Below are 23,976 nucleotides of genomic sequence, written 5' to 3'. Positions count from 1 at the left end.
TCCTGCGTTTCTAACCTACCGCGTGACTTTCGGTATTGCGCGGTAGTTTCTGTCGCCGCACGGGTGGCTGCCGCCGTGGCCGCCCGTGATGACGTATTGGTATGAGCCAGGAGAAATACACTGAGATCGTGACCCTGGGTGAGTCCATAGCGCTGATGCGCGGCATCAGTGCTGGCCCTTTGGTCCACGCCTCCACCTTTGGTCTGGGCATTGGCGGTGCAGAGACGAACTTCGCCTTTGTCAGAGACCTGAATATTGCGCAAGGTATGCGGCAGGGCGCGGGCGGCAGTAGAACCGGTTGTACCGGCCTTCCTACGCTCGGGTGCCAGCTGCCGGTGGTGCATCTCCCAGTTCTTCCCAGTGATCTAGGGGAATAGACTTCAGATCTGGACTTGCCATCGGTGGTTGGTCCCGCCTCTGTAATGGCGTCCGTGCAACCGCGGCACCTGGGAACAAACATCTTTGCTTATACAGCTTTTTTGTTTTCTTGTCTAACAACTCTCAACCCGTAGTAGGGATAATAGTTGTAACAGGTGGTGGGTCTTGATGTAGTCTCTCTTCTTCGCGAATTAGATTTCCACATCGCTGAAAGAGCCGGAGAGCACAATCTTTTAGTGGCGGTGATGCCTTCGGTGGAACGAGTCTCTGCGCGCACAATTCGTAATTCTATTGCTCATCAAGGTTCTCGGGTACGTCCCATGTTTGCGGGCCGAACAGCCACCGATGGTGTTCTTGAGCAAGCGCGCGCAGGGCAGATTGACGTGCTCACGGAGCAGTCGCTGCAGCTGATCCTCAAAGGTACAGTTTTCACTCCTGAGCCTTTCGAGCAGGCTGCTTCTGTTCAGCGGAAGAACCCGCGCAAAGTGCCGTGGGGGAGTTGGGCGATCGAACGGTGCCTTTTGTGGGCTGACAGGCCAATGCATCAGTCGGAGAACGCAGGATGTTTGGGTGTGAACCAGCAGATGGGATCGCGCGTTTGTAAGAATCTCGGCCCTCTGGTCACTAGCCCCATTTTCCCTTGATGGGGCTCGAGGTTTGCGCTTAGGCTACCGGGCCAATGTATTGTTCGATGAGGTTGCGGTCGGCTTGGCGGATATTCGCTTTTGTCGCGTACTGGCTCCAATTATCAATGGCATCATTGACCTCTGAAATAATGCTCTTATAACCAACGATGCCGTGTTGCTCTCCAAACTGGTGCATCTGTGAGGCAGTGACGTGCAGGAACTTGCCGTTGACCCCCATTAGATGCTGGTCAACCCATTCACTATCCTCGCGGTAAGAGAAAGTGACGTCATAGGCTGGCGCGAGCGACCACTTACCCTGCTCGTCCATGAGAAACGAGTGGTTTTTGGAGTGGTCATCACAGTTCCAAGCGGCATAGTTGAACACCATGCGACGGAAGGCTTCGGCCTTAGCCTCTTGGCCTAGATTCAACTCGCTAATGGTTTGCAGGAACTGTGCGTAGTCGTGGGTACCGACCAAGTTGAAGTCTAGATGCTTCATCGCGCACAAGCTTTGCATGTGCAGTTTCTCTAGCCCTCCAGGGCGGTCGAACCTTCGTATCATGAAATGTGAACGACCGTTTTCGTGGTGCAAACGCGTTTCAGGCATGGTGATTCCGGCAGCTTTAGCCATAAGCGAATAGGCGTATTCGATAAGTCCGAACCCCATGGTGTCACCGAGTTTCTCGTCTTGGACACCGTCGAATTTCAGTAACCAAGATTCGGTTCCGGCAACAGGTTCCTGTCCGGGGGTGATATGCCCGTTGTCAGGGTTGAAGTTGATGACCGCTTTGGCTCTGGCGCCGCCGGCGCTGGTTCCCACTGCCAATATTTGAGCGAGAGCGGCTTCTGATTCGATGTCGTCGTTCAGGGTGCCTGCAACTGCCTTGCGTGCTGAAACTACGAGGTCGCTGAGGACCAAGACGGTGGCTTTTGATGCTCTAGGGCTGGTTGCTGGTTCGAATTCGAGGGCTCCCATGGCTCGACTGCCAGTGTAGGCAAGACGGTCAAGGACGGACACATTTTTTGGGTCGGCTCCTCGGCGTGCCATTTCAGCGTTGATGATCGCATTGCCGAACCTGTCTGGAAGCGAGTCGGCGATCCCGGGAGGCAGTTGCCTCCACGTGTTTTCGCTGAGACCAGGGTAGGTGAAAGTCCTTTTCCTCGGCGAGGGCTTCATGCTCAGCGGGAAGAAGGTTCGGTTAGGCTCGGCGCCGGGCGCGAATTCGAAGGTGTAGGCGTTTCGGACGTTGCCGCGGTTTAGCGCGCCGATTGTCTTGCCCCAAGCTTTGACTTCGATGACGTTTACGTGTTCGAAAGCCATTTAACGTGTTCTCCTTGAGGCGCGTTGTGGGCGTGCTGGCTTGTTTTTGGAGAGGCGGAGGGCTTCCATCGGGCTTAGTTCGCTGTAGCCCTCGTCGAGTGAATCGATGATGTCGAGACGGTCAAGCGCTCTCAGAGCGCGTAGAAATGTTTCGAGTTTCACTCCGCGGCCGTTTTCAAGGTTCTGGAGTGCACTGAGGGACAGATCACTGGCGCGTGCGAGTTCAGATTGGGTGGTGTCTCTACCTAGCCGTGCTTCGCGGATCAACTGGCCTACGCGATGCTCTAGATCACCGATGGTTTCCATAACTCTTACCTTAGCAACTTTTACAGTGATTTTGTAGGATAATAAGTCCGTTGGCAACTATTACTGGCGGTGTTGTTAAAATTGCTAAAGCAGTTGTTTTGCCCGATACATGTGCCAAAGCATGCAAACGAAACTTTGAGTATTTGCTACTTTCGCCATCGCTGAACCAATCAAGAATTACCTCAAAGTGCATCGGGAAGTGTTGATCGTTTTGAGCTGACCAATCCAACTGTGATGGGCTTGGTCATGAAGGGATTGGCGGTGTGGAACGTGCTTAGTTCACGTCCGACGCTGTTTGCCAATGGTATTCATGAAGTTGCTCGTTCATGGATGGGGGATTCGGTTGGCCCTTGATGAGAAGGAAATAGAAAGTAGCAACCCGCCACTGCGATCTGACTCTTTACAGCGTATCTAGCGCGGGCTGTGAGTGCTCACCGTCCCTGACGATGATCTTGAAACCCTTCTTGACGATGACCCTGTGCCTACGACGGGCCATATGCGCGAAGACGGGAACCTCCACATCAACGAAGTCGTGGATGCGGATCACTCGCTGCGCGTCATCTGTTCGCTGAATGCGTCCGATCAGCTGCTCGATCTTGCCCTTAAAACTCGCGGGGGAGACCATGAACAATGTGTCCAGTGTAGGCAAATTGAAACCCTCTCCAGCAATCTTGTCTGAGGCCACCACCACGTAGGAATCCCCTGCCTTCTCCACCTCTGCCAGTTGCGCGCTGATTGCTTGACGTTCCTTCTTGCTGAGTTTGCCGTGAAGTTCGATCACCGGGGTGGTGGTGCCCGAATTTTTGATGAGGTCAACAAGGTTGTGGATCTGTCCGGTGCGATTGGAAAGTACTAGGCAGTGTCGGTTCTCATTTAGCTCTGAGAGCACGAGATCGGCCACCTGTTGGTTGCGCCCCTGATCGTGGGCGATCTCGTTATATAGCTCCTGCATTCCGGCGCCGTCGGTTTCCTGCGTTTGGGGCTCAAAGGGTGTTTCATGAACATGCAGTTCACGCGTGGCAGCCAGTGGGGTCCCAGCTTCATGGCGGATGGGCCCGCATTGCATAGTGATTAGGCTATTGAGCTCATCTGCACGGTAGGGTGTTGCCGTGAGTCCCACCCAGAATCCTGCCTTGATCTTCTCGACGGCAGCTAGGGTAGAAGGTGCGGCGACCGAATGGCATTCGTCGATGATGATCTGGCCATAGCCAGTGAGCGTTTGGGGATCGGCGTTGCGGCCCCGTAGCGACTGCATCATGACAAGGTCCACCTTCCCGCTGAGCTTTCGTTTGCCATCACCAAGCTGTCCGATGAATTGTGGATCCAAGCCCAGGAACTTCTGCAGGCTCTCGCGCCACTGGCCCAGCAACTGTGTGTTGTTTACCAAGATTGCGGTGGGTACCTGACGCTGTGCAATCAATGCGCAGGCGATGACGGTCTTTCCGGACCCGGTGGGCGCGACGATAACTCCTTCGCGGTGAGGCAGGATGGAGTCGAGCATCTCTTGTTGTTCCGTGCGTAGCTCACCCTGGAATGACTGCTCCAGCTTGGTCCGAGGCTTGCGCGGATAGGTGACCTTCACCGTGAAACCGGCGGTGCGCAAAATCTTGATGGCTTCGTCGGTGACGCCTCGTGGCAAGAGCAATTCTTCCTCGGTGTGACTGAAACATTGGATCAGACGTGGAAACCCGTAAGTGCTCATGCGTTGTGCTTGCCTACGGTAGAACTCGGGGTTAGCCTGACACGCCAGATGCTTGAGCTCGGTAATCACGGCGCTGGGCAACACCGGCAGCGGGATGTGCAGTTGGGCTTCGCGCAGCACTCGAATCGGCTGGTTTTTGACCAGACCTCGCAAACTAGCACGGGGACGACGCGGCGCTGGTTCGCTGGCCGAAAGCTTGGGACCGACGCTCACGTTGCCCAATTCTTCTAAGTAATCCATCACCGCCTTGGCGCTCGCCGGCACTACCTGATCCAACGCCGAGAAATAGTCTGGCAACGGTTCAAAGGTCTCCGGGTCAACAAACACCGTTCGCCCCTGTGCACGGGCTGTTCCTTCCAACGGCAACGCGATGAGGTTGCCCAGCCTGTTGGCGCCCGGAGACTTGACCGGCAACGTATCCTGCGAAGGGAAGAGACGGTCATAACTTTCCAAGGGCAGACCGGTACGGTATTCCATGGCGCTTCGAATAATTCCGGCACCCATGGCCCTGGCTTGAATTGCGGGGATGCGCTCGGTGAAGAAGATCCATATATGTGCGCCTTGACCCGATCGCGAAATCTCCACGAGGTTATCAAATCCAGCACCATGTGCTGCCGCAGCATAGGCGGTGGCGTCTGCCTTCCATTCACCCTTATCAAAGTCGCACACCAGTAAGTAGCAATGGTCATCATCCATCAATGGATACAGGCCAACGTGATAAGGATGAGTTCCTTCGGCAGTGGGCTTCAGATGCTGATAAATCACATCATCGCTCAGCGGCAACAAATCGGACTTGGTGACGTCCTTGGGGCTAACCCAGCCCTTTGTTTTCGGTCCCCAACCTTTCTTGCCAGTCTTGGCACTTAACCAGCTTGTCGCAAATGCATCGGTCCGACCGCGGAACCGAGAACGGAAGTGTTGTAGTTTGTCCTCTGCTGATGACAAATGAGTAATCGTAGAGGTAACTGGGGTAGCAGCCGGGATAGCTGGCAGTTGCATGGGTGCGGGCGCTGGTGCCGGCGCAACAATAGAGGATTCGAGTGCCGACAGGTCTGCACGCACCAGATGAAGCTGGTGCTCCAAGGCAGCGACGCGTTGTTTGAGCCGCGCGACCTGATTGCTGATGTCATCCTGAGCTGGCACAGACGATCTCCTCGTGGAGCGAACCTTGCTACATGAGCATAACCAGTGGCGTGCCCTCTCATCGGTAAGAAGTACACTGCGCTGTACTGCATTGGTTGTGCGGTTGTCGCTGAGGGCCTGAATTTTGGCCGTACTTGATAGCACTCGGTCAACGTGAACTTCCCTGTTCCTTGAGGTCTAAAGGCGATGAAATACCTCGATGCCTGACGGTCGCGTCAACCCTCGCGCGGTTCGATCGCTGCCACCTCGACGGTTTCCAACCTCGGGCGCAGATGGTCTCGGTGCTCAACCACCCCCGTGACCCAGCTGATCACCAGCCCGTCCTCGGTGTCCTCGAGGGTGGCCAGATTGTTATCGAACCAAGGCCCCTTGATGCCGTCCCAGCGAAAGGGCGGGTCAGGCACGTGTGCGCTGCGCGCCATCCAAGCCCCGAACGGGACGGCCGGCCCCAAGGCCAAGGCCGCGGCAAAGTAGCGCATCAACCGGGGCAGTGGGTTGCGGATGGGCGAACACACAGCTTGCAGGATCCTGCTCCCGTTCTCTCCTTCGACTTCGGAGACGTAGGAGAAGTGCACGTCTCCGGAGAGGAACGTGACCGTCTGCGGGGCGGGGCCGCGCTTGCCATCGGCGACCTCGGTGGCCCACCGGGCCACATCCTGGAAGCTTTTTTGGAACGCGGCCCAATGTTCAAGGTCCACGGCCCGGCGCAGTCGTTCGCCCAGCCACGCCCGGGCCGGGCCGCGTTCCCCGGAGGAGCAGACCTCGTTCCACGCTTCCACGTGATGCAGGCCCATGGGCAGCAGGAAGGGCAGTGAGGTAGCGACCAGCAGGTGGCGGAATCCGCCTTGCATGTGCTCGTCGAGCCACGCACTTTCCGGTGCGGCATCGACGCGCTCGGCGAACCGGTCCAGGTCGGCAGTGATATCCAATTCTTCGGGGCCGGTGTGGGAAGCGATGCGTTGCCACAGTGGATCTGCAGCCGATCCTCGTGGGGCGGAGCGCGAGTGTCCTCTTGGGATTGCGGCATGCAGGCAAGCCGCTGGCCGGCAATATCCGTTCAGTGGGAAAGTACATAGCGCCTGGAACCGCAATAGGTTCGCGTTTGCGTTCTCGCCTGCCGATAATGCCCATTGGCCCAGCAGCAGGGTGTCGGAGACACTGGCATTGGGCCCTGCCAACGCAGGGAAGTCTTGCCATCTGAAAGGACGAGATCATGTACTTTATTGTCGTTAAATTCCAAGTTAAGCCCCAATGGTCAGAACGCTGGCCGGAACTGGTACGCAACTTCACCGAAGCAACCCGGCAGGAACCGGGAAACCTCTGGTTCGATTGGTCCCGTAGCCTGGAAGATCCGAACGAGTATGTGCTGGTTGAAGCATTCCAAGATGATGCCGCTGGCGTTCATGTCGGCAGTGACCACTTCAAGCAATCCATGATCGACATGGCCCCGGCCCTGGTTGAAACCCCCCGGATTGTGAGCCGGCAGATTGAAGGGGATACCTGGGACCGCATGGGCGAGCTGGAGATCGGCTAGCACGAGCATTGCTTGAATTCTGGAATACTGCGGCAAGGCCAGATGCGGCTGCGACTCAAAATTGCAGTTCGCGCCTCGCATCGACAAGATGAGGACATGGGATACAACGATTCACTAGCTGGCCTTGCCTCGGTTCAGAAGGCTTTCGCCTTATTGGACGTCGTGGCTGCTCATAACCGGGGCATGGCAGCCAAGGAGATCGCGGCAGCACTGCAGATGCCTCTGCCTACCGTTTACCGCCTGCTCAAGACCCTTACCCTGTCGGGCCACCTGGTCCACTTGCGCGATGAGGGCCTCTACGCGTTGGGCTACAAGCTGCATGCTCTGGATAGTTCCCTGCGCCGGCAGGTGGGAACCCCGCCGGCGGTGGCCCGGTTGATCCGGGAACTTCATACGCGGGCGGACGCCGCCGCGTACTACGCGGTGCACCGTGGTGAAGATATTGTCGTCGCGCACGTCGTTGAGTCGGCGACCCGACCGCGGATCACCCCCATGGGGTTCGGTTTCAACAATGGTGCCCATGCGACCGCTTTCGGCAAGGTGCTGCTCGCCGCCATGGACGCCGAGCGGTGCAGCGCCTACCTGGAAAAGCATGGCATGCCGGGGATGACCTCTGCGACGATCTGCGATTCGCAGAGTTTTGCCATCGAGCTGGAATCCGTGCGGGAGACCGGCATCGCCATCGAACAGGAAGAGTTCATCCGGGGCGCGTCGTGCATGGCCGCTCCGGTCACCACACCCGGGGGACAGGTCATTGGCTCGGTCGCAGTCTCGATGTCCCCGGCAGAGTTCCAATCCAGCCAGCCAGAAGTCTCCGTCTTGCTGCGCGATGTGGCCTCAAGGGTTAGCCGTGCCCTGCGCGGTACTTCGCTATTGGACGCCGCCAGCGCCGAGTAGCGAAGCACCGCAGCCAGCTAGAGCTTGGCCTGGGCCATTTGCTGGACGATGTATTCGGCTTGGCGAATGGCCAGCGCCACGATGGTCAACGTCGGGTTGGCGGCGGCTCCGGTGGTGAATTGCGAACCATCGGAAATGAACAGGTTCGGCACGTCATGGGCCTGGCCATAGGCGTTGACCACCCCGTCCTCGGGACGATCACTCATGCGCGCAGTACCGAGATTGTGGGTTGAGGGGTACGGGGGCGTGTGGTGCGTGGAGCGTGCACCAACCGCTTCGAAGAGCAGCGAACCTTGCTGGTAGCCGTGGGATCGCATGGCGACATCGTTGGGGTGGTCATCGAAATGGACATTTGGCACGGGTAGGCCCAGGCGGTCGGTCACGGTGCTGTTGAGCGTGATCCGGTTGCTTTCCTGCGGCATGTCCTCGCCGGTGATCCACATTCCCGCGGTGCTCAGGTAGTCATCCAAAAGCGCAGTGAATTCCGGCCCCCAGCCGCCGGGCTCCACGAAGCTGGCGAGGAAGGCTGGCCCCAGCGCGATGGTCTCCATGTAGTAGCCGCCGCAGAATCCACGGTCCGGGTCATGCCGGGACTCATCTGCGATCAGCCCAGCCATGGTTTCGCCGCGGTGCATATTCACCGGCTGATCGAACTTCGCATAGACGCTTCCGGTGGTGTGGCGCATGTAGTTGCGCCCCAGCTGGCCCGAGGAGTTGGCCAGTCCGTCGGGGAACAGCGGTGAAGCCGAGAGCATGAGCAGGCGCGGAGTTTCGATGGAATTTCCGGCTACGGCCACGATGCGGGCCCTTTGCCGATGCGGATTCCCCTCGGAGTCGATGTAGATGACTCCGTCCACCTTGCCCGCCGCGGTGTGGGTGACCTGCACGGCGTGCGAGTCGGGACGCAAATCCAGCAGCCCGGTGCGCAGGGACTTGGGAATTTCCGAGACCATGGTGGACCATTTGGATTTGTTCTTATCGCCTTGGAAATTGAAGCCGTCTTGGATCGATGCCGGTCGCCCGTCATAGGGCTCGGCATTGGTGGCGTAGGGCCCGGTGGCGTATTGGCGGTAGCCAAGGCGCTGAGCTCCGTTGGCAAAGACCTTGTAGTTGTTATTCGCCGGCAGCGGTGGACGGCCATGGCGGTGGGTGCTGCCCATTTTCTGCTCGGCGCGGTCGTAGTACGGTGCCAGATCTGCCAAGGTGATCGGCCAGTCCAGCAGGTTGGCCCCATCAACTCGTCCGTAGGTGCTGCGGGCCTTGAACTCGTGGGCTTTGAACCGTGGTGTGGCTCCGGACCAGTGGGTCGTGGTTCCGCCGACCGCCTTGACGATCCAGGCCGGCAGGTTCGGGAAGTCGCGCGCCACCCGCCACGAACCCGAAGTGGTGCGTGGATCCAGCCAGGCCATCTGGTTGAAGGCGGCCCATTCATCCTGGTGGTAGTCCTCGTTTTCCAGGTGCGGGCCAGCTTCCAGCAGGACAACTTTGACTCCCTTGGTCACCAGTTCGTGGGCCAAGGTTCCGCCACCGGCACCTGAACCGACAATGACGACCACGGAGTCGTCATCATGATCGTGTACGGCTGATTTTTCTTCGGCGCTCATCGAGTGCTCCCTTCCTCAAGGATTCCTGAATCACCCAGGACATTGCCCACGGGCGGAGTGTTTGCTGCAGGTGCATAAGCGGTCACTGCGTAGGGAAGCGGGCCCAGCTCCAGCACGGCCTCTTCGCTTTCCTCAATGCGCGGCTCGGGCAGCCAGGTCAGATCATTGAAGCCACGGTTGATATAGCCGCCTTGGGAGAATGATTCACCTTCGTAGCCCAGCGCCTGATGCACTTCCGGGTCATCGTAGAGATTGAGGACTACGGTGCGCCGGATGAAGGCGAAAAACTCCAGATCCGCGATGCGTTTGAGCACCGCCAGCGCGCGGTCATCTTGCAGGTCCAGGAAATGCTCTTCACTGAGCGTATCCAGGGTCATCAAGCCCTGGGTCAGGGCCATGCGGAACCAGCTGGATTCGGCGGAAGCCTCAATGATTTTCTCGGTCATCCGCTCATAGGGCCCATCCGGGAATTGCGCATGCGGAAAGGAAACCCGGATGATCCGAGTTAGGATCCGGCGTGCCTCATCAGAGAGCTCAAGCGCGTTAAGAGATGAATATTTTGCGGGGAACACCATCGTTGTCACCTCATCTACTAGACGGTCTGGTCACGGCCTGTGCCAGTTCCATCGGGGAGCCGGCAGTGAAGCCTTAACTGAATTGTGTATCCTGCGTCACAGTGCCGCTAGGGCTGTTATCAGCTGGTGAGAATGCCTTCCGTGGGGCCTAGCAGCGAGCAGGTGCGCTTTATCGCTCAGTGAGAACGGTGCTATCGCGATGCTGGGAGCAGGGCACAAGCTGGGCACATTCGACGGGCTAGCCAGACCGTCGACCAGTTTGAGCAGTATCCAACAGGAGGAATCACCATGGCAGAATCCACTGCAGGCGTAGCGCTGATCACCGGAGCGGGCCGCGGGATCGGACGGGCCATTGCCGAGCGATTGGCTGATGATGGGCAGGATATTATCGTCGCCGACATCCCAGGAGCCCAGGAGAATATCGATGCAGTGGTGGCCGCGGTTGAACTGCGCGGACGCCGAGCGGTCGGGGTGACGGGAGATGTTTCGAACCCCGAGGATGTGCAGCGCATGATCGCTGAAGGCACCGGTGCCCTGGGGGACCTGACGGTATTCGTGGCCAACGCTGGCATTGCGCAGGTGGACGAGATTTTGGATGTGAAACCCGAAGCGCTGGATCGCATGCTTGACGTGAACATCAAGGGAGTCTTCTACTCCTACCAGTTAGCGGCCAAACGCTTCATTGAGCAGGGTACCGGTGGGAAAATCATCGGTGCGGCTTCCATTGTCGCTTTCCGCCCATTCCCCATTCTTGCCTCCTATTCGGCTACCAAGTGGGCGGTGCGCGGGCTGACTCAAGCGGCCGCCATGGAATTCGCCAAGCACGACATCACGGTCAATTCCTATGCCCCGGGAGTGGTGGGAACGGCAATGTGGGATCTGATCGACGAGCGGCTCACCGCCCGTGATGGAACCCCGCGCGGCAGTGCTCTGCAGGCGCAGGTAGACAATATCTTGGCCGGACGCGTTTCCGAGCCAGCAGACGTAGCCAAGCTGGTGTCGTATTTGGCTGGCCCGGATTCGGATCATATGACCGGCCAGACGGTCCTGATTGACGGCGGGATCAACTTCTCCTGACGCGCAAACAGGAAGGGGATTCCCCGTGGAGCACCGTTGCTCCACGGGGGAATCCTTGGCCTAATTAGGTTGGCGGCCTCGAAGAATAAACACGGCATGGGCGCTAGGCGCCCGCGCGTCTGTGTCACGACCGGATCAGAGCCCGGGCTCAGCGTCCATCGGGGCGTTGCACCATGGTGCTGATCAGCCGGTTATACAGGGTATTGGCATGGAAATGTATTTCTGCGCAGGTGCGTGCATGGTGCTGGGAAGTCTCCAGATAGGTAGACAGGGTAAGCAACAGATCAGTGTCTCGTTCCGAGTCGTAATCCAGAATCTTCCCCTCGCTTTCAGTGACAAATGACGAGATTTCGTTGCGGCCCGAGTGGCTGAAAACGGAGCGGTAAATTCCAAGTTCATGAGCTTCGGCGATATCGTGTGGCCTGCCCAGCGCGTTGAGCAGCGACGTTGCCTGGGTTGCCGACAGGTAGGCTGCCCGCAGGCCCGCCGCCGCTAGCCGCTAACCCGACCGTGTCAGGAAGCTGGGATCCGTGCTGGACGGTGAGGGCTTTGACGGCTTCGACTGTGGTTTCCGGCAGCAACGTCATCAGATGCTAGCCGTATTGCCCCGACCAACCGTGGAAATGTTGGGCTACCCGCAAATCCAGGAAGCGCACTTCGCCCGATTGCTGCATCCGGGGTTGGCAGAAACCACCATCAACGCGGAGATCGAATCGATTTCGATCCCCACAACACCAGCAAGACGTCGGACGCTGTCTTCATTAGCACGGCGGCCCAATTCAGTGGCCAGAAATTCGCTATGTGTGCGCATTTCCATTTCTGCCAGCGAGCGTTGTGATGCGACCAGAATGGCGATAGGAGCGGCGCCCAGCGGCGGCATGCACAGTGCTTCCCCGTCCAAGGGTTCGGGGGAGTCTGCCAAGACCGCACCGCCGTAGCCGGTGACCAGCAGCATCGGCACCGCCACACGGTGCATTCCTTCGGTGGTCTTGAGAATCGCGGCGTTAGCGGTGGAACTGGAGAGTAATTGCGCAAACTCGGCATCCATAAAACACACTGGCATATTCACAATGCTGCGCAATTAGGCAAGGATCTGAGCCTTCGCACGACTGCGGGTCACCGATTGAGTGAGCCGTTCACGCAGGCCCAAGGCGCGCTGATGGGTGGCATTGGCTTCTTCCAGCCCTGCCATCGCGGAACGTAACCCGGCTTCGGAGCGTGGCTGCTGGACTGCGTCGCCGCGTTCGCGTTGCTGGTCGATGAACTCGGTCATTAGCGCCGGCGAGGATCCAACTCCCTTAGCTAAAGACAATCGCTGATATTTTCAAGGTCTCTCTTTGCCGACGTTCAGCTTCGGCGACATGTCAGCGCATTGGCGTATGGGCGGAGGATGAGGCAGCGCAATGGCACCCCTGAGCACTAAATGCACCAACTGCTCGTGAGTAGACTCCGCCCCTTTCGGTTAACCTCAAATTCGTTTTGCTAAAAATTAACTACCTTTAGTGCAAAAGCTACATAAGGTTGGTATTCTCGAATGAGTATAGAGAGGTGGGTCACAATGCTGCTAGAGAGAAGCCTGATCCAATCGGCAGGTTTTCGTAACGTGTACCAAGATGGACGCGTCACTGGATTTCAGTTCAGGGTCCGGATGCCCTCATATCGAGGTATGGCTGCGTCACTGATTGACGGCATTGCGGTTTCCGTGGGGAATCGTGTGATGGTGGGCCCGGAAGTGCCATTGTGGAGTTTCGGGGGAAAGGATTTCACCCTTGAGCAGCTGTGGCACAGCGGGAACTTGCGATGGCCGCTGGAAGAAGCGGCGGTAGTGACCGTTCCGCTCGATGGTGGTCTGCCTGCGGGTGTGCACGAGGTCAGTGTCGAATTGCGGCTGCGGATGTCCTATGTTCCGCTTATTCACCAGCCTTCGCTGTACCGCGAAACGCGGATGGTTACCTTGGCCCCGCAGAACATCGGTGGGCAGTTTCAGTATGGGGTGTCTCTCTACAGTTTCATGGGGGACTACGGCACGGTCATGGACCTAGAAACCTCGCTGGCCGCCATCAATGATATCGGTGCCACCGGTGTGGAAATCCTTGGTGAGGGGCATGTTCCCGGTTATCCCAACCCTTCTACGGCGTGGATTGATGATTGGTTCCGATTACTTGAACGGTATTCATTGGAACCGACCAACTATGGGTCCTGGATTGACACCCGGCTGCATCCCGGCCGAGGCATGACTGAGCAGGAAGGCGCTCTGGCTCTGCGCAGAGACCTCACTCTTGCGCATCAGCTCGGTTTCAAATTTGTCAGGCCAAAATTTGGCGTGGTTTCCGATGACCTGGTGCCCGACCCAATCTGGCGGGGAGCGGTTGAGCGAAATCTGGAACTGGCTCACGACTTGGGAATTGTCATTTGTCCCGAGATCCATTCACCGACACCCATCAAACATCCGGTCGTGCAGGACTATATCGATCTCATTGAGCGCACAGGTACCGAGAACTTCGGTTTGCTCATTGACACCGGAATTTTCCAGGATCGCCCTATTCCCCTGCGTAAGGGTGAAAGCCGCGAAACTAGACCGGCCTTCCTTGACGGTATCGGCGTGGACCCGAATGACCTTGCCGAGATCTCCAAATATGTGGTTTTCATCCAAGCCAAGTTCCACGACATAAACGACCAACTCGAAGACCAACAGATTCCATGGATTCCGGTCATCAACGCACTGGAGAAAGTGGGATATCGCGGATATCTGTCCAGCGAGTATGAGGGCGAACGCACCGCTTGGCGCGCCATTGAACAGATTAGACGGCAACACACACTGCTCCGGGGAATTGCTGCGGAGAGCGAACTACCAAAGATTCACCAGAAAGAGGAAAACCATGCCTAACGGCCTCATCGACGAATCCAGTCTCCGCGTCCACCCTGAAGGCCTTGCGATAGCCCTGACAATTCCTTGGTATCGAAGCCTTTGGTTATCTTCGGTATCTTCCCTGAAGCTGACGGTAGATGGGGTTGAGATTCCAGCTGAGGACCTGCAATTTGAACTGCGTGGTGTGCGCTACACCTTGGACGAACTACCCAGCCAGGATCAGGTCCTCTGGTTCCTTCAGGATCACCCGCTGCTCATTGCCACATTGTCGGTACCCGTAGAGCTGGGGTCACTGCACAACGTACGAATTTTGGGGGAGCTGCGACTGCCATACATGCAAATCGCCCCGGGTGCTGATGGCGGGCCAGGAATGTATGTCCCGAATTTCGTTAATCAAGAGCGGGAGTTGACCGCAACGGATGGTCCGCTGGAAGTTCAGATTGACACTCAAGCGGTTGAGGCGCCGGCGCCAAAGGCGGACGCTGATCCCTTTGATCTCGGTTTGACACTATATTCGGCCAGTGCGGAGTACCGCGCGGGATGGTACGACTTCGACAGCTTGCTTGAACGGGTTGCGCAGTTGGGTATCGGCCCCGGTATCGAGATAGTGGCTTCACAAATGCTTCCGGACTACCCACGGGTCACACCTGAATTCACCAAGGTGTGGAAGGGGGTCATGGATAAATATGGGTTCGCCGCTAGCTCCTTCGGCGCGAACTTGGACATGGGACGCCGTCGCGACCGCGACATGACCCCGGACGAGGAATTCGAGTTCAGCCGCACACTCTTTGACGGGGCTAAAGCCCTGGGTTTCCCGCTGGTTCGTATTCAAAGCGCCAAACCTGAGCTGCTGCGGCGGTTGCTTCCGGTGGCCGAAGCGCATGAGTTGAAACTGGCCTATGAGATCCACGCTCCAATGGGTCCAAACTCACCTGAGATCATGCGGGTGCGAGAGGTTTACGAGGAACTGAACTCGCCGCTATTGGGCTTTGTTGCCGACTTCTCCTCCACCATGCACAGCATGTCACCCACCCTGTTGCGCGCCGTGTCCCGGGCGGGACTGGATGAGAAAGCCGTACAGCGCCTACAGGACATCTGGGCCATGGATGCATCGATGCGTGAACGCCAGGAGCAGTTCATCGAATATCTGCGTGGCCGAGACTTCGACCCGGCACGGTTGGGGTCCTTCGCTCATCTGGCCTTTAATATGCATGGGCACGTCGAGCCGGGGCAGTGGGCTGAAATTATGCCGCAAATCTTCCACGTCCACGCCAAGTTCTACGATATCGACGAGCAGGGCAATGAGCCTGCCATTGATTATCCGGAACTCGTACGCGTTTTTGTTGACGGTGGATACCGAGGGTATTGGTCCAGCGAATGGGAGGGGCATGCCTTTGCCGAGCTGGGAGAGGTCGACCCGTTGGTCCTGGTGCGCAAGCAGCACGACCTGATTCGCCGTAGTATGCGCTCGCTGACGGCCGGAGTTTAGGCGGCAAACCACATGATGGCGCACAGTGCACACCTTGATTTTTTCAGGTGTGCACTGTGCGTAGGTCTGCGTCGTCAGGCCAAACGAGGCTAGCAGGGGCATGTAGAAGTCGTACAAATACTTACTTATGTCTACTATCTGCAAAACTTATGTACTTTTCAGGCACATGTATCCATAATTGGGAGTGACCGGGATCACCCTTCGGTCTTACACTCACAATGAAGTTTGAAAGGCTGGTCATGACTCAGCACCGACGCTCCGCAGGTTTTAGGCTTGCAGCCCTGGCAATTCCCACCGTTGCGGCACTCGCTCTGACCGGTTGCGGGGGATCTTCCGGCAGCGCTTCCGACGCTCAGAGCCAGGAACTATCACTCACGTTCGCAACCTCCAATACTGTCGAGAGCCCCTACGAGGCCTTAGCAAAGCAGTACATGGAAGAGTTCCCGGACGTAAAAATCACCCTGAACCCGCAGCCTAATGATTCCTACGACCAAGTGGTGCGCACCCAGCTGCAGGCAGGCAACGCCTCCGACGTCCTGGTGACCGCCCCGGGGTCGGCATCGGGTCGAAGCATCCTGCCACTGGTGGAAGCCGGCTTCCTTGAACCTTTGGGCGAATCGGCGGCGGCGTTAGTTCCGGAGGGAAGTGAAGCGCTGTTCGGCTCAGATGGCAAGGTCTACGGACTTGCTCCGGAGATCACCGTGGTAGGCCTGGTATCCAATGACACAGCTTCCGCTGCCGCAGGGGTCACCGAGTTCCCTGAAGACTTCGCGGGCGTCCTCGAACAGTGTGGGGCGTTGGCTTCGAACAACAAATCCATGTTCGCGGTGGCCGGTACCGCTGCCCCCAACACCGGATTGTTGGGAATGCAATTGGCCGCGACCCGGGTCTACTCCGCAGACCCTGACTGGAATGACAAACGTGCCGCTGGAGAGGTGACGTTCGCTGGTTCAGAGGGCTGGCAGAAGGCGCTAGAAGCCGTGGTTGCCTTGAAAGATGCCGGGTGCTTCCAGCGTGGTGCTGAAGGCGCCGGCTTTGATGTGGTGACCAAGGCATTGGTGAGCGGAAACTCGCTGGCGGCCTTCATCCCAGGCCCGAGCAACATGCAGCTGAAAAACACCGCCGAAGACCAAGACTTTGAAGTGAGGGTGCTGCCCAGCGAAGGTGGCCCAAGCGAAGATTTCATCTACGCCAGCGCCAACTATGCATACTCGATCAACGCAGCTTCCAAAAACATGGACGCAGCCAGCACATTCCTCGAATGGCTGGCAAAGCCGGAACAGACCAAGGCGTTTGCTGAAATTGACGGCGCCTTGCCAGTGACTGGACTGGAAGATTTCGACTTCGCCAATAGTGCCTACAAAAACGTGGCAGACCTGATCCTGAACAAACGCTACGCACCCCTGCCGAACAGCGAATGGTCCAATGCAGCAGTTTATGACGAGTTGGGCACCGGCGTTCAAGGGTTGTTGACCGGACAGCAGACACCGGCCCAGGTATTGAAAGCCATGGACACTGTCTGGGACCAGTAACCCGCAGGGACCTAAGTTTGCAGTTTCGGAAGAATAGGCAGAAATTATCATGACGGTGACATCACAATCGACCCAGCGTGAGGCCAACGAGCCAACGGGTGGCCAAGCACCTATCGTGCGTGCGCCGGAAGCTACGCGCTCCGGGCGGCACGGCCGGGTTTCAAAAAAGCCAGCCCGACCTCAATGGGGTCTGGAATTTGGGCACTGGTGGTGGGCGTTGCCCGGGATTGTGTTGGTTTTCGCCGTCCATTATCTGGCTACCGGTATCGGCGGGTTCTTCGCCTTCACCAACTGGTCGGGCATCGGCTCGTTCGACGTCGTAGGGTTCAAGAATTTCGAAGCGATTTTTGGTGACCCAACAAAAATTCGTTCCCTGGGCAACACGCTGTTCTTTGCCTTCGGTTCGGTGCTGCTGGGCAACATCCTCGGACTCCTACTCGCCCTAGGGTTGAACCGGGTGGTGAAAACACGATACGCATTGCGTACCTTGTTCTTCATGCCGGTCGTGCTCAGCCCGCTAGCTACCGCGTATATCTGGAAGTTCATCTTCGACTTTGACGGCCCGATCAACGTGTTGCTCACCTCGATTGGCGCCGGCCACCTGGCCAAGCCATGGCTGGCCGATCCGCAATGGGCAGTCTGGACTGTATTGGTGGTGCTGACTTGGTCTTCCACCGGATTCGCCATGGTCATTTTCATGGCGGGCCTCACCAGCGTCCCAATTGAAGTCGAAGAAGCCGCCGCGATTGACGGGGCGAGCCTCTGGCAGCGTTTCTGCCATGTCACCCTGCCAGCCCTGCGTCCTGCGGTGGCGATCGCCATGACCTTGGGGATTGTCCAAGGACTGCGCGTGTTTGATCCGATCATGGCGTTGACCAGCGGTGGCCCCGCCGGGGCCACCGAGACCCTGGCTACGGAGGTCTACAAACAGGCATTTGCCCTCGGAAACTTCGGAGGCGGCGCCGCGCTGGCACTGGTGCTGGCTGTAATTATCCTATTCTTTGCCGTGCTTCAGCAGCGGCTCACTCGTTCGAACCCGGAGGATTAAGCTCATGTTCCGCTACACCAAGCTGACACTACTGCGAGAAATTGGGCTCTGGGTCCTCGCCCTGGTGTTCCTGGCGCCCTTCTATTTCCTTGTTACCACGGCACTGAAGTCGGGTTCAGAAATGTACACAACCTCACCGCTGGCGTTGCCCGAGAGTATGGATTTCAGCGCGTTTGTTGATGTCCTGACGGCCACTGGCAACTCAAATGTCCTCGCCGGCCTGCTCAACAGCCTGATTATCACCGCCGGCAGCATTGTTTTGCTCATCGCCATGGGCTCACTGACCGGATATGTTATTGCTCGCAACACCCGACGCTGGAGCAAGGCAGCCTACTACCTGTTCCTGATTGCCATCATCCTGCCTGGGCAGCTGGGCGCGGTGCCGCTCTACATGGGCGCCCGAACCATCGGCTTGACCGGATCGTCCTGGGGCATGATCATCCTGTACACGGGCATGCTGCTTCCGGTATCCGTCTTCCTATACTCGAACTTCTTCAGAGGGCTGGGCACCTCCTACGAAGAGGCGGCCACCATTGACGGGGCAACCCGTTTTCAGATTTTCTCCAAGATTGTGCTGCCGATGATGGCACCGGCCACCGGAACCGTCACGATTTTCGCGGGATTGATTGTCTGGAATGACTTTTTCACTTCGCTGATCTTCCTCGGCGGATCCGATAACCAGACACTACCGGTAGCGATGTACTACTACATCGGTTCGTTGGTTTCGGAATGGAACTCCATTTTCGCCATCGTTATCGTGTCCATGATCCCGATTCTGGTGCTCTTTCTTTTCGCTCAGAAGCGTTTCATTCAAGGATTCGCTGGCGGCCTGAAGGGCTGATCTTCCCCTACCTAACGTAGATGTTTCACCACGCATAACCTAGTGCGCCCAAAAACAGGGCGCACATCCACAAAACCACTGATTTCCACCCTTGTGATAGGAGTACCCATGTACGAGCTTGCGCCTAATATTGACCTACTTTTTGGTGAAGCCGGTGAGTCCGCCGCGGATCGGGTTCGTGCCGCTGCCACCGCCGGATTCGGTGCCGTGGAAATGTGGGGCCCGACGGGTAAAGACATCCCGGCCCTGAAGGATGCACTTGAAGAGACCGGTGTGAAGCTCACCGCTCAACTGGCCGAACCGCGAACCCAATTTATGATTCCTCCCAAAAATCATGCACCGTTTTATGCGGGTCTACAGGAGGGTGTCCAGGTCGCCTTGCAGCTGGGCTGCCCACGTATTGTTGTCGGTTCGGGAACCGGTTTTGGTGGGCGTAAGCGCCAGGATCAGCTTGATGAGCTGATCGAGATTTACACCAAGGCCATTGACTTGATCAAGGGCTCGGGAATCACCTTGGTATTGGAGCCGGTCAACGTGCGTGTGGATCACCCCGGTGCACTGTTGGATCGCACTTCGGAGGCTGTATACGTGGCCCGCGGAGTTGATTCGGCACAGTTTGGCGTGCTCTACGACCTCTACCACTCGACCGTCGAAGGCGAGGATGTGGAACGCGAACTGTCCAACGCGGCGGAGCTGATTAAATATGTGCAGATTGCCGACGCACCGGGTCGTGGTGAACCAGGTTCCGGGTTGATTGACTGGACCTCTCGCCTCGCGCAGCTACACACCAGCGGATACCGCGGCGAAATTGGCCTGGAATACTATCCAACGGTCACTTCGGCCCAGTCGGTGAAGCGTATTCAGGAGCTGGTGGCAGCACAATGAGTAATCGCCAGTACCCGCTGGATGTAGATGTTGCCATTGTGGGAAGCGGTCCGACGTCCGCGGCCTATGCCAGGATCCTTAGTGAACTGGCTCCCGAGGCGCGGATCGCCATGTTTGAGGTGGGACCCAGCATCAGCAATCCGCCCGGGGCGCATGTGAAAAACATTGGCGACTCGACCGAGCGTGCCGCGGCGCAGCGGGCCTCTCAAGGTCCCGGCGCCGGGGCTCAAACGGTCAATTCCCCCGGAGAGGTGAAAGCCGGAACCCGGCAGGCCCGCCCCGGTACGTTTTTGCTCTCCGAAGGATTCGACGCTCCTGGCGAGGAAGGACTGCCGGTGGCGGCCATGTCCAGCAACGTCGGGGGGATGGGTGCGCACTGGACCGGTGCCTGCCCGCGGCCGGGTGGAACCGAGCGGATCGATTTCCTGACGGATCTTGATGAGCTGCTGGCCGAAGCCGAACGGCTGCTGGGGGTGACTACCCAAGCATTTGAGCAGGCACCGTTGCCGCAGAAGGTCCGTGAGCTACTGGCAACCCAGATTGATCAGGGGCGTGCGGCTAAATACCGGGTGCAAGCAATGCCGCTTGCGGTCCGCCGACGAGCCGAAGGAGAGTTGGTATGGTCGGGAGCCGATGTGGTGATGGGTGAAGCCACCCGGGCCAATACGAACTTCGCACTCTTTGATAACTCTCTGGTGGTGCGGGTGCTCACCGAAGGGTCGGTAAGCACCGGAGTCCAGGTCCGCGATCAGCGAACCGGAACCCTGCATTCGGTGGCTTCCCGCTTTGTGGTAGTGGGAGCCGATGCGTTGCGCACGCCGCAGCTGTTGTGGGCCTCGGGCATCCAGCCCGAAGCCCTAGGGCGTTATCTCAACGACCAGACGCAAGTGGTTTTTGCCAGCCGTCTGCGGGGGGTGGACGCACAGCTGACCGCCGGAAAATCCGGCGCGGGATTGAGTGAACAAAGCGGAGTCTCCTGGGTTCCCTACACGGATGAAGAACCCTTCCACGGGCAGATCATGCAGTTGGATGCCTCACCGGTGCCGCTGGCGGATGATGACCCGATGCTTCCCGGGTCGATTGTTGGCCTTGGATTGTTCTGCGCCAAGGAACTAAACCCCGCCGATCGAGTGGTTTTTGATGACCAGACTCCGGATTTCTACGGTATGCCTTCGATGCGTATCCACTACCGGCTGAGCGAAGCGGATCACCAGGTGATCGAGCGTGCGAAGCAGCAGATTGTGCGGCTGGGGAAGGCCGTGGGCGATCCGCTGGATGAGCGCCCATTTGTGCTGCCGCCGGGTTCGTCGCTGCACTACCAAGGCACCACGCGTATGGGTGTGGCCGATGACGGAACCAGCGTGTGCTCACCCGACAGCGAGGTATGGCAGGCCTCTGGTCTATTTGTGGCCGGTAATGGCGTCATTCCCACCGCCACCGCCTGTAACCCCACATTGACCTCGGTCGCCTTGGCCGTGCGTGGTGCACGGCGGATCGCAGAAGAACTCAATAACTCTTTACTTATGTCTGAATCAGACAATAGAATGAGTGAATAAGGAATAAGTTACTCGTGATGCATCTACACAAGGAGACCCGATGATTGCCGATCGCATAATCGAGCAGGGGACACTAACCACCCATGAAGACCAAACGGCCGTCGAGGTACGTATCCCTTGGTACCGTGCCCTGCCAGGGTCCTGCATCGCCGGCGCGAAGCTCACCGTTGACGGAAACGAAGCCCCGGCCGACAGCCTGCGCTGGAGTATGAACGGGCGAACCTTCAGCTTCGAAGAGCTGGTTCAAGAGACCGACGAGTGGTGGTTCCCGCTGGATTCGGCCACCCTCACCGGGCAGCTGCCGCTGCGCCAGGATACCGAGGAACACGAAGTCCAGGTAGAACTGAAAATTTATATCCCGTACATCATCACCGATCACGGGGTACTGCACATTGAAGAAAGCGACACCAAAACCATGAAGGTGGAACAGCGATGAACACTCTGGGAACACCAATCCAGGGGGTCACCCTCTACAGTTTTACCCGGGCCTCCCACGCGCGGCAGTATGACCTTGAATCGTTGATCCGCAAGGTTGCGGCCGAAAGATTCGGTCCAGGGCTTGAACTGATCGGTTTCTCAAGCCTTCGCGGCTTCCCGAACCGCATCGATGACAGTTTTGTGGGCAAATTCCGCGAGCTGGTGCAGGAAGTTGACCTGGTTCCCACCTCGCTAGCGGTCAATGTTGACACGGGACTGCGCCGCGATCGGTTGATGACCCAGGATGAGACGGTCGAATACATGCGGGCCCAGATCGAGGTGGCCGCCCGGCTGGGATTCCCGATAGCCAGGGTGCAGATCTCACTGACACCGGATGCCATGGAAAGCCTGCTTCCAGTGGCGGAGAAATACGGGGTGACCCTTGCACTGGAGGTCCATGCCGACCAGCACGGCGCCCACGAACGGGTGCTGGCATTACGTGATCGCTACGAGAAACTGAACTCGCCGCTGCTGGGCTTCACCGCCGACTGGGGTGCCACCGTCACCGGGTTTGCCCCCTCGCTGCTCGAGGCCTACCGCCGTCGTGGCGCCAGCGAAGAATTGCTAGCCGCGGTGGTTGCGATGTGGGACGGTTTCTACGCCGAAGGCCCACCGAACACCCAGAAGGTGCACGGTGAACGATTTGGTGCGTTCATCGGGTTGGCGGCCCGCTACGGGCACCCGGAGCTCGGAATCGACTTTGGTATCAACGGAACCGGACTGTTCGGCCCGGCCCCCATCGAAACCTGGCAGGAAATCATGCCGTGGGTACGCCACGTTCACGGCAAATTTTTCGGTATCGATGAAACCGGTGAAGAACCCTCGGTTCCGGTACGCGGCCTGATCAAACAGCTGGTAGACAGCGGCTACCACGGCGCGATCTCCAGCGAATACGAAGGTTGGCATTGGAACAACTGGCAGGATCCGTTTGAGATCATCCGTGGCGAGCACGCGCTGCAGCGTGCGGCGGCCAAGGATGCGGGCTCCAGCATGATCACCGACTCACGCAGCGCCCGCGAGCTACTTCACTCGCACCTAGCCCAGCCGGCACGCGGCTGAATATCAAGGAAGGAAACACCATGACTGAAGGCATCGCAGGCTCGGGTATTGAGCTTGGTATCACCTTGTACTCTTTAACCTCGGAATTTGCCGCGGGACAGTACAACCAAGAAACCCTTATCAAGGCGGCAGCGGATCACGGACTGGGGCCAGGGGTGGAATTTAACATCGCCCAGATGCTGCGTACCTACCCGCACGTTGATGATGATTTCATCAAACTGTGGCGTACCAGCATGGACCGTTACGGGCTGGTTCCCAGCGCGGTAGGCACCAACCTGGACATGGGGCGGCGCAAAGATCGGGACATGACCCCAAACGAGGAATATGAGTTCTTCGCCGCGCAGCTACACACCGCTCACCAGCTCGGATTTAACCGCATCGTGATTCGTTCGGCAGGCAAGGATCTGCTGCGCAGCCTGCTTCCGCTGGCCGAAAAATACGATCAAAAGCTTGGTTATGAGATCCACGCGCCACAGGGCCCGAACGATCCAAAGATCTTGCAGATCCGTGAAATGTATCAGGAGCTGGACAGCGAGCGCCTCGGCTTCACCGCTGACTTCAGCTCAACCATGCACTCGCTGTCACCAACCCTGTTCCGCACGCTGCGGCAGATGGGCCTTGGTGATCAGCACCTAGAGGTCATGCAGCAGATCTGGCGCGAACCGCTGCCAATGCAGGAGCGCAACCAGAAATTTGAGGACTACCTGATCGCGAACAACTTTGATCCGGCGCGGTTAGGTCCGTTCACACGTCTGGCCTACAACATGCATGGGCTGGTTCCGCCGGAGGAATGGCTGGATATCATGCCGCAGATCTTCCATGTGCATGCCAAGTTCTACGACATCGACCACGAAGGCAACGAGCCGGCCATGGATATTCCACGGATTGTCCGCCAATTTGTACAGGGTGGATACAAGGGCTTCCTCTCCAGTGAATGGGAAGGCCACGCCTTTGCGGACCTGGGCGAATCGGACCCAATCGACCTGGTGAAAAAGCAGCACACCCTGATGCGCCAGGCCATCGAAGACGCCGTCGTCCCGGCATAACACAACCCAAG

Annotated in this window: 24 protein-coding genes; 15 read left to right on the top strand and 9 right to left on the bottom strand. The window is 58.0% G+C overall.

Going from position 1 to position 23,976, the window contains the following annotated elements; translation table 11 throughout:
• Window positions 1-101: 101 nt before the first annotated feature.
• Window positions 102-377 carry a hypothetical protein gene (locus ACT3UA_RS09485; protein ID WP_444616161.1) on the top strand — a complete coding sequence of 92 codons (276 nt, stop codon included), beginning with the start codon at window positions 102-104 and terminating at the stop codon, window positions 375-377.
• Window positions 378-533: 156 nt separating this feature from the next.
• Window positions 534-1,022, top strand: coding sequence for a hypothetical protein (locus ACT3UA_RS09480; RefSeq protein WP_444616159.1), 489 nt, complete (start codon window positions 534-536; stop codon window positions 1,020-1,022).
• A gap of 19 nt (window positions 1,023-1,041) precedes the next feature.
• Here ACT3UA_RS09480 and ACT3UA_RS09475 read toward each other — a convergent pair whose 3' ends face one another.
• From ACT3UA_RS09475 to ACT3UA_RS09460, 4 genes are all read right to left on the bottom strand, one after another.
• Window positions 1,042-2,325, bottom strand: coding sequence for a type II toxin-antitoxin system HipA family toxin (locus tag ACT3UA_RS09475; protein ID WP_444616157.1), 1,284 nt, complete (start codon window positions 2,323-2,325; stop codon window positions 1,042-1,044).
• Window positions 2,326-2,631, bottom strand: a complete 306-nt coding sequence (locus tag ACT3UA_RS09470; RefSeq protein ID WP_444616155.1) for a helix-turn-helix domain-containing protein — start codon at window positions 2,629-2,631, stop codon at window positions 2,326-2,328.
• 400 nt (window positions 2,632-3,031) lie between these two features.
• Window positions 3,032-5,620: a TOTE conflict system archaeo-eukaryotic primase domain-containing protein gene (locus tag ACT3UA_RS09465; RefSeq protein ID WP_444616153.1), complete on the bottom strand. Its 2,589-nt coding sequence runs from the start codon at window positions 5,618-5,620 to the stop codon at window positions 3,032-3,034.
• A 71-nt stretch (window positions 5,621-5,691) separates the two neighbouring features.
• The gene (locus ACT3UA_RS09460) at window positions 5,692-6,654 is read right to left on the bottom strand and encodes a hypothetical protein (RefSeq protein WP_444616151.1); all 963 of its coding nucleotides are present in this window, start codon (window positions 6,652-6,654) and stop codon (window positions 5,692-5,694) included.
• 35 nt (window positions 6,655-6,689) lie between these two features.
• On the opposite strand from ACT3UA_RS09460, the gene ACT3UA_RS09455 reads away from it, so the two are divergent.
• Window positions 6,690-7,010 (top strand): putative quinol monooxygenase, encoded by a 321-nt coding sequence (locus tag ACT3UA_RS09455; protein ID WP_444616149.1) that lies wholly within the window; start codon window positions 6,690-6,692, stop codon window positions 7,008-7,010.
• Window positions 7,011-7,106: 96 nt separating this feature from the next.
• Complete coding sequence (locus ACT3UA_RS09450; protein WP_444616147.1) at window positions 7,107-7,907, top strand: IclR family transcriptional regulator; 801 nt, start codon at window positions 7,107-7,109, stop codon at window positions 7,905-7,907.
• A 17-nt stretch (window positions 7,908-7,924) separates the two neighbouring features.
• Here ACT3UA_RS09450 and ACT3UA_RS09445 read toward each other — a convergent pair whose 3' ends face one another.
• Both ACT3UA_RS09445 and ACT3UA_RS09440 read right to left on the bottom strand, forming a co-directional pair.
• Entirely contained in the window at window positions 7,925-9,511 is a 1,587-nt protein-coding gene (locus tag ACT3UA_RS09445; protein ID WP_444616145.1) for a GMC family oxidoreductase, read from the bottom strand.
• Entirely contained in the window at window positions 9,508-9,957 is a 450-nt protein-coding gene (locus tag ACT3UA_RS09440) for a hypothetical protein (protein WP_444616143.1), read from the bottom strand. The genes ACT3UA_RS09445 and ACT3UA_RS09440 overlap by 4 nt, the downstream gene beginning before the upstream one ends.
• Window positions 9,958-10,374: 417 nt before the next feature.
• On the opposite strand from ACT3UA_RS09440, the gene ACT3UA_RS09435 reads away from it, so the two are divergent.
• On the top strand, window positions 10,375-11,163 hold the full coding sequence (locus tag ACT3UA_RS09435) for an SDR family NAD(P)-dependent oxidoreductase (protein ID WP_444616141.1): 789 nt from the start codon (window positions 10,375-10,377) through the stop codon (window positions 11,161-11,163).
• 148 nt (window positions 11,164-11,311) lie between these two features.
• Here the strand turns inward: ACT3UA_RS09435 and ACT3UA_RS09430 are convergent, their stop codons facing one another.
• The 3 genes from ACT3UA_RS09430 to ACT3UA_RS09420 all read right to left on the bottom strand — a co-directional run bounded on the left by ACT3UA_RS09430 (window position 11,312) and on the right by ACT3UA_RS09420 (window position 12,475).
• Window positions 11,312-11,443, bottom strand: coding sequence for a helix-turn-helix domain-containing protein (locus ACT3UA_RS09430; protein WP_444616139.1), 132 nt, complete (start codon window positions 11,441-11,443; stop codon window positions 11,312-11,314).
• Between the two features lie 351 nt (window positions 11,444-11,794).
• Complete coding sequence (locus ACT3UA_RS09425; RefSeq protein ID WP_444616137.1) at window positions 11,795-12,211, bottom strand: hypothetical protein; 417 nt, start codon at window positions 12,209-12,211, stop codon at window positions 11,795-11,797.
• 33 nt (window positions 12,212-12,244) lie between these two features.
• Window positions 12,245-12,475: a hypothetical protein gene (locus ACT3UA_RS09420; protein WP_444616135.1), complete on the bottom strand. Its 231-nt coding sequence runs from the start codon at window positions 12,473-12,475 to the stop codon at window positions 12,245-12,247.
• A 246-nt stretch (window positions 12,476-12,721) separates the two neighbouring features.
• On the opposite strand from ACT3UA_RS09420, the gene ACT3UA_RS09415 reads away from it, so the two are divergent.
• The 10 genes from ACT3UA_RS09415 to ACT3UA_RS09370 all read left to right on the top strand — a co-directional run bounded on the left by ACT3UA_RS09415 (window position 12,722) and on the right by ACT3UA_RS09370 (window position 23,965).
• Entirely contained in the window at window positions 12,722-14,050 is a 1,329-nt protein-coding gene (locus ACT3UA_RS09415) for a C-glycoside deglycosidase beta subunit domain-containing protein (protein WP_444616133.1), read from the top strand.
• The gene (locus ACT3UA_RS09410) at window positions 14,043-15,521 is read left to right on the top strand and encodes a C-glycoside deglycosidase beta subunit domain-containing protein (protein WP_444616131.1); all 1,479 of its coding nucleotides are present in this window, start codon (window positions 14,043-14,045) and stop codon (window positions 15,519-15,521) included. Before ACT3UA_RS09415 ends, ACT3UA_RS09410 begins: the two co-directional genes overlap by 8 nt.
• Window positions 15,522-15,760: 239 nt before the next feature.
• Window positions 15,761-17,053, top strand: coding sequence for an ABC transporter substrate-binding protein (locus tag ACT3UA_RS09405; protein WP_444616129.1), 1,293 nt, complete (start codon window positions 15,761-15,763; stop codon window positions 17,051-17,053).
• 49 nt (window positions 17,054-17,102) lie between these two features.
• The gene (locus ACT3UA_RS09400) at window positions 17,103-18,101 is read left to right on the top strand and encodes a carbohydrate ABC transporter permease (RefSeq protein ID WP_444616127.1); all 999 of its coding nucleotides are present in this window, start codon (window positions 17,103-17,105) and stop codon (window positions 18,099-18,101) included.
• Window positions 18,102-18,105: 4 nt separating this feature from the next.
• Window positions 18,106-18,942, top strand: a complete 837-nt coding sequence (locus tag ACT3UA_RS09395) for a carbohydrate ABC transporter permease (RefSeq protein WP_444616125.1) — start codon at window positions 18,106-18,108, stop codon at window positions 18,940-18,942.
• A 108-nt stretch (window positions 18,943-19,050) separates the two neighbouring features.
• Window positions 19,051-19,827: a TIM barrel protein gene (locus ACT3UA_RS09390; RefSeq protein ID WP_444616123.1), complete on the top strand. Its 777-nt coding sequence runs from the start codon at window positions 19,051-19,053 to the stop codon at window positions 19,825-19,827.
• Window positions 19,824-21,383, top strand: a complete 1,560-nt coding sequence (locus ACT3UA_RS09385; protein WP_444616121.1) for a GMC oxidoreductase — start codon at window positions 19,824-19,826, stop codon at window positions 21,381-21,383. Before ACT3UA_RS09390 ends, ACT3UA_RS09385 begins: the two co-directional genes overlap by 4 nt.
• A 40-nt stretch (window positions 21,384-21,423) precedes the next feature.
• Window positions 21,424-21,819 (top strand): C-glycoside deglycosidase beta subunit domain-containing protein, encoded by a 396-nt coding sequence (locus tag ACT3UA_RS09380; RefSeq protein ID WP_444616119.1) that lies wholly within the window; start codon window positions 21,424-21,426, stop codon window positions 21,817-21,819.
• A complete protein-coding gene (locus ACT3UA_RS09375; RefSeq protein ID WP_444616117.1) occupies window positions 21,816-22,919 on the top strand; it encodes a sugar phosphate isomerase/epimerase family protein in 1,104 nt (367 codons plus the stop codon). Before ACT3UA_RS09380 ends, ACT3UA_RS09375 begins: the two co-directional genes overlap by 4 nt.
• Before the next feature lie 20 nt (window positions 22,920-22,939).
• Window positions 22,940-23,965 (top strand): sugar phosphate isomerase/epimerase family protein, encoded by a 1,026-nt coding sequence (locus tag ACT3UA_RS09370; protein ID WP_444616115.1) that lies wholly within the window; start codon window positions 22,940-22,942, stop codon window positions 23,963-23,965.
• The last annotated feature ends 11 nt before the right edge of the window (window positions 23,966-23,976 follow it).

The sequence above is a fragment of the Glutamicibacter sp. 363 genome (genome assembly GCF_052379505.1).
In the GTDB taxonomy this organism is placed as follows: Bacteria; Actinomycetota; Actinomycetes; order Actinomycetales; family Micrococcaceae; genus Glutamicibacter.
The sequence above is the reverse complement of the archived record's forward strand: the minus strand, read 5'-3'. Positions and strand labels throughout refer to the sequence as shown.

Excerpts from the sequence above, each read along its gene's own strand:
- ACT3UA_RS09485 (WP_444616161.1), top strand. The coding sequence starts at position 102 with ATGAGCCAGGAGAAATACACTGAGATCGTGACCCTGGGTGAGTCCATA.
- ACT3UA_RS09475 (WP_444616157.1), bottom strand. The coding sequence starts at position 2,325 with ATGGCTTTCGAACACGTAAACGTCATCGAAGTCAAAGCTTGGGGCAAG.
- ACT3UA_RS09470 (WP_444616155.1), bottom strand. The coding sequence starts at position 2,631 with ATGGAAACCATCGGTGATCTAGAGCATCGCGTAGGCCAGTTGATCCGC.
- ACT3UA_RS09455 (WP_444616149.1), top strand. The coding sequence starts at position 6,690 with ATGTACTTTATTGTCGTTAAATTCCAAGTTAAGCCCCAATGGTCAGAA.
- ACT3UA_RS09450 (WP_444616147.1), top strand. The coding sequence starts at position 7,107 with ATGGGATACAACGATTCACTAGCTGGCCTTGCCTCGGTTCAGAAGGCT.
- ACT3UA_RS09445 (WP_444616145.1), bottom strand. The coding sequence starts at position 9,511 with ATGAGCGCCGAAGAAAAATCAGCCGTACACGATCATGATGACGACTCC.
- ACT3UA_RS09440 (WP_444616143.1), bottom strand. The coding sequence starts at position 9,957 with ATGACCGAGAAAATCATTGAGGCTTCCGCCGAATCCAGCTGGTTCCGC.
- ACT3UA_RS09435 (WP_444616141.1), top strand. The coding sequence starts at position 10,375 with ATGGCAGAATCCACTGCAGGCGTAGCGCTGATCACCGGAGCGGGCCGC.
- ACT3UA_RS09425 (WP_444616137.1), bottom strand. The coding sequence starts at position 12,211 with ATGGATGCCGAGTTTGCGCAATTACTCTCCAGTTCCACCGCTAACGCC.
- ACT3UA_RS09415 (WP_444616133.1), top strand. The coding sequence starts at position 12,722 with ATGCTGCTAGAGAGAAGCCTGATCCAATCGGCAGGTTTTCGTAACGTG.
- ACT3UA_RS09410 (WP_444616131.1), top strand. The coding sequence starts at position 14,043 with ATGCCTAACGGCCTCATCGACGAATCCAGTCTCCGCGTCCACCCTGAA.
- ACT3UA_RS09405 (WP_444616129.1), top strand. The coding sequence starts at position 15,761 with ATGACTCAGCACCGACGCTCCGCAGGTTTTAGGCTTGCAGCCCTGGCA.
- ACT3UA_RS09400 (WP_444616127.1), top strand. The coding sequence starts at position 17,103 with ATGACGGTGACATCACAATCGACCCAGCGTGAGGCCAACGAGCCAACG.
- ACT3UA_RS09395 (WP_444616125.1), top strand. The coding sequence starts at position 18,106 with ATGTTCCGCTACACCAAGCTGACACTACTGCGAGAAATTGGGCTCTGG.
- ACT3UA_RS09390 (WP_444616123.1), top strand. The coding sequence starts at position 19,051 with ATGTACGAGCTTGCGCCTAATATTGACCTACTTTTTGGTGAAGCCGGT.
- ACT3UA_RS09385 (WP_444616121.1), top strand. The coding sequence starts at position 19,824 with ATGAGTAATCGCCAGTACCCGCTGGATGTAGATGTTGCCATTGTGGGA.
- ACT3UA_RS09380 (WP_444616119.1), top strand. The coding sequence starts at position 21,424 with ATGATTGCCGATCGCATAATCGAGCAGGGGACACTAACCACCCATGAA.
- ACT3UA_RS09375 (WP_444616117.1), top strand. The coding sequence starts at position 21,816 with ATGAACACTCTGGGAACACCAATCCAGGGGGTCACCCTCTACAGTTTT.
- ACT3UA_RS09370 (WP_444616115.1), top strand. The coding sequence starts at position 22,940 with ATGACTGAAGGCATCGCAGGCTCGGGTATTGAGCTTGGTATCACCTTG.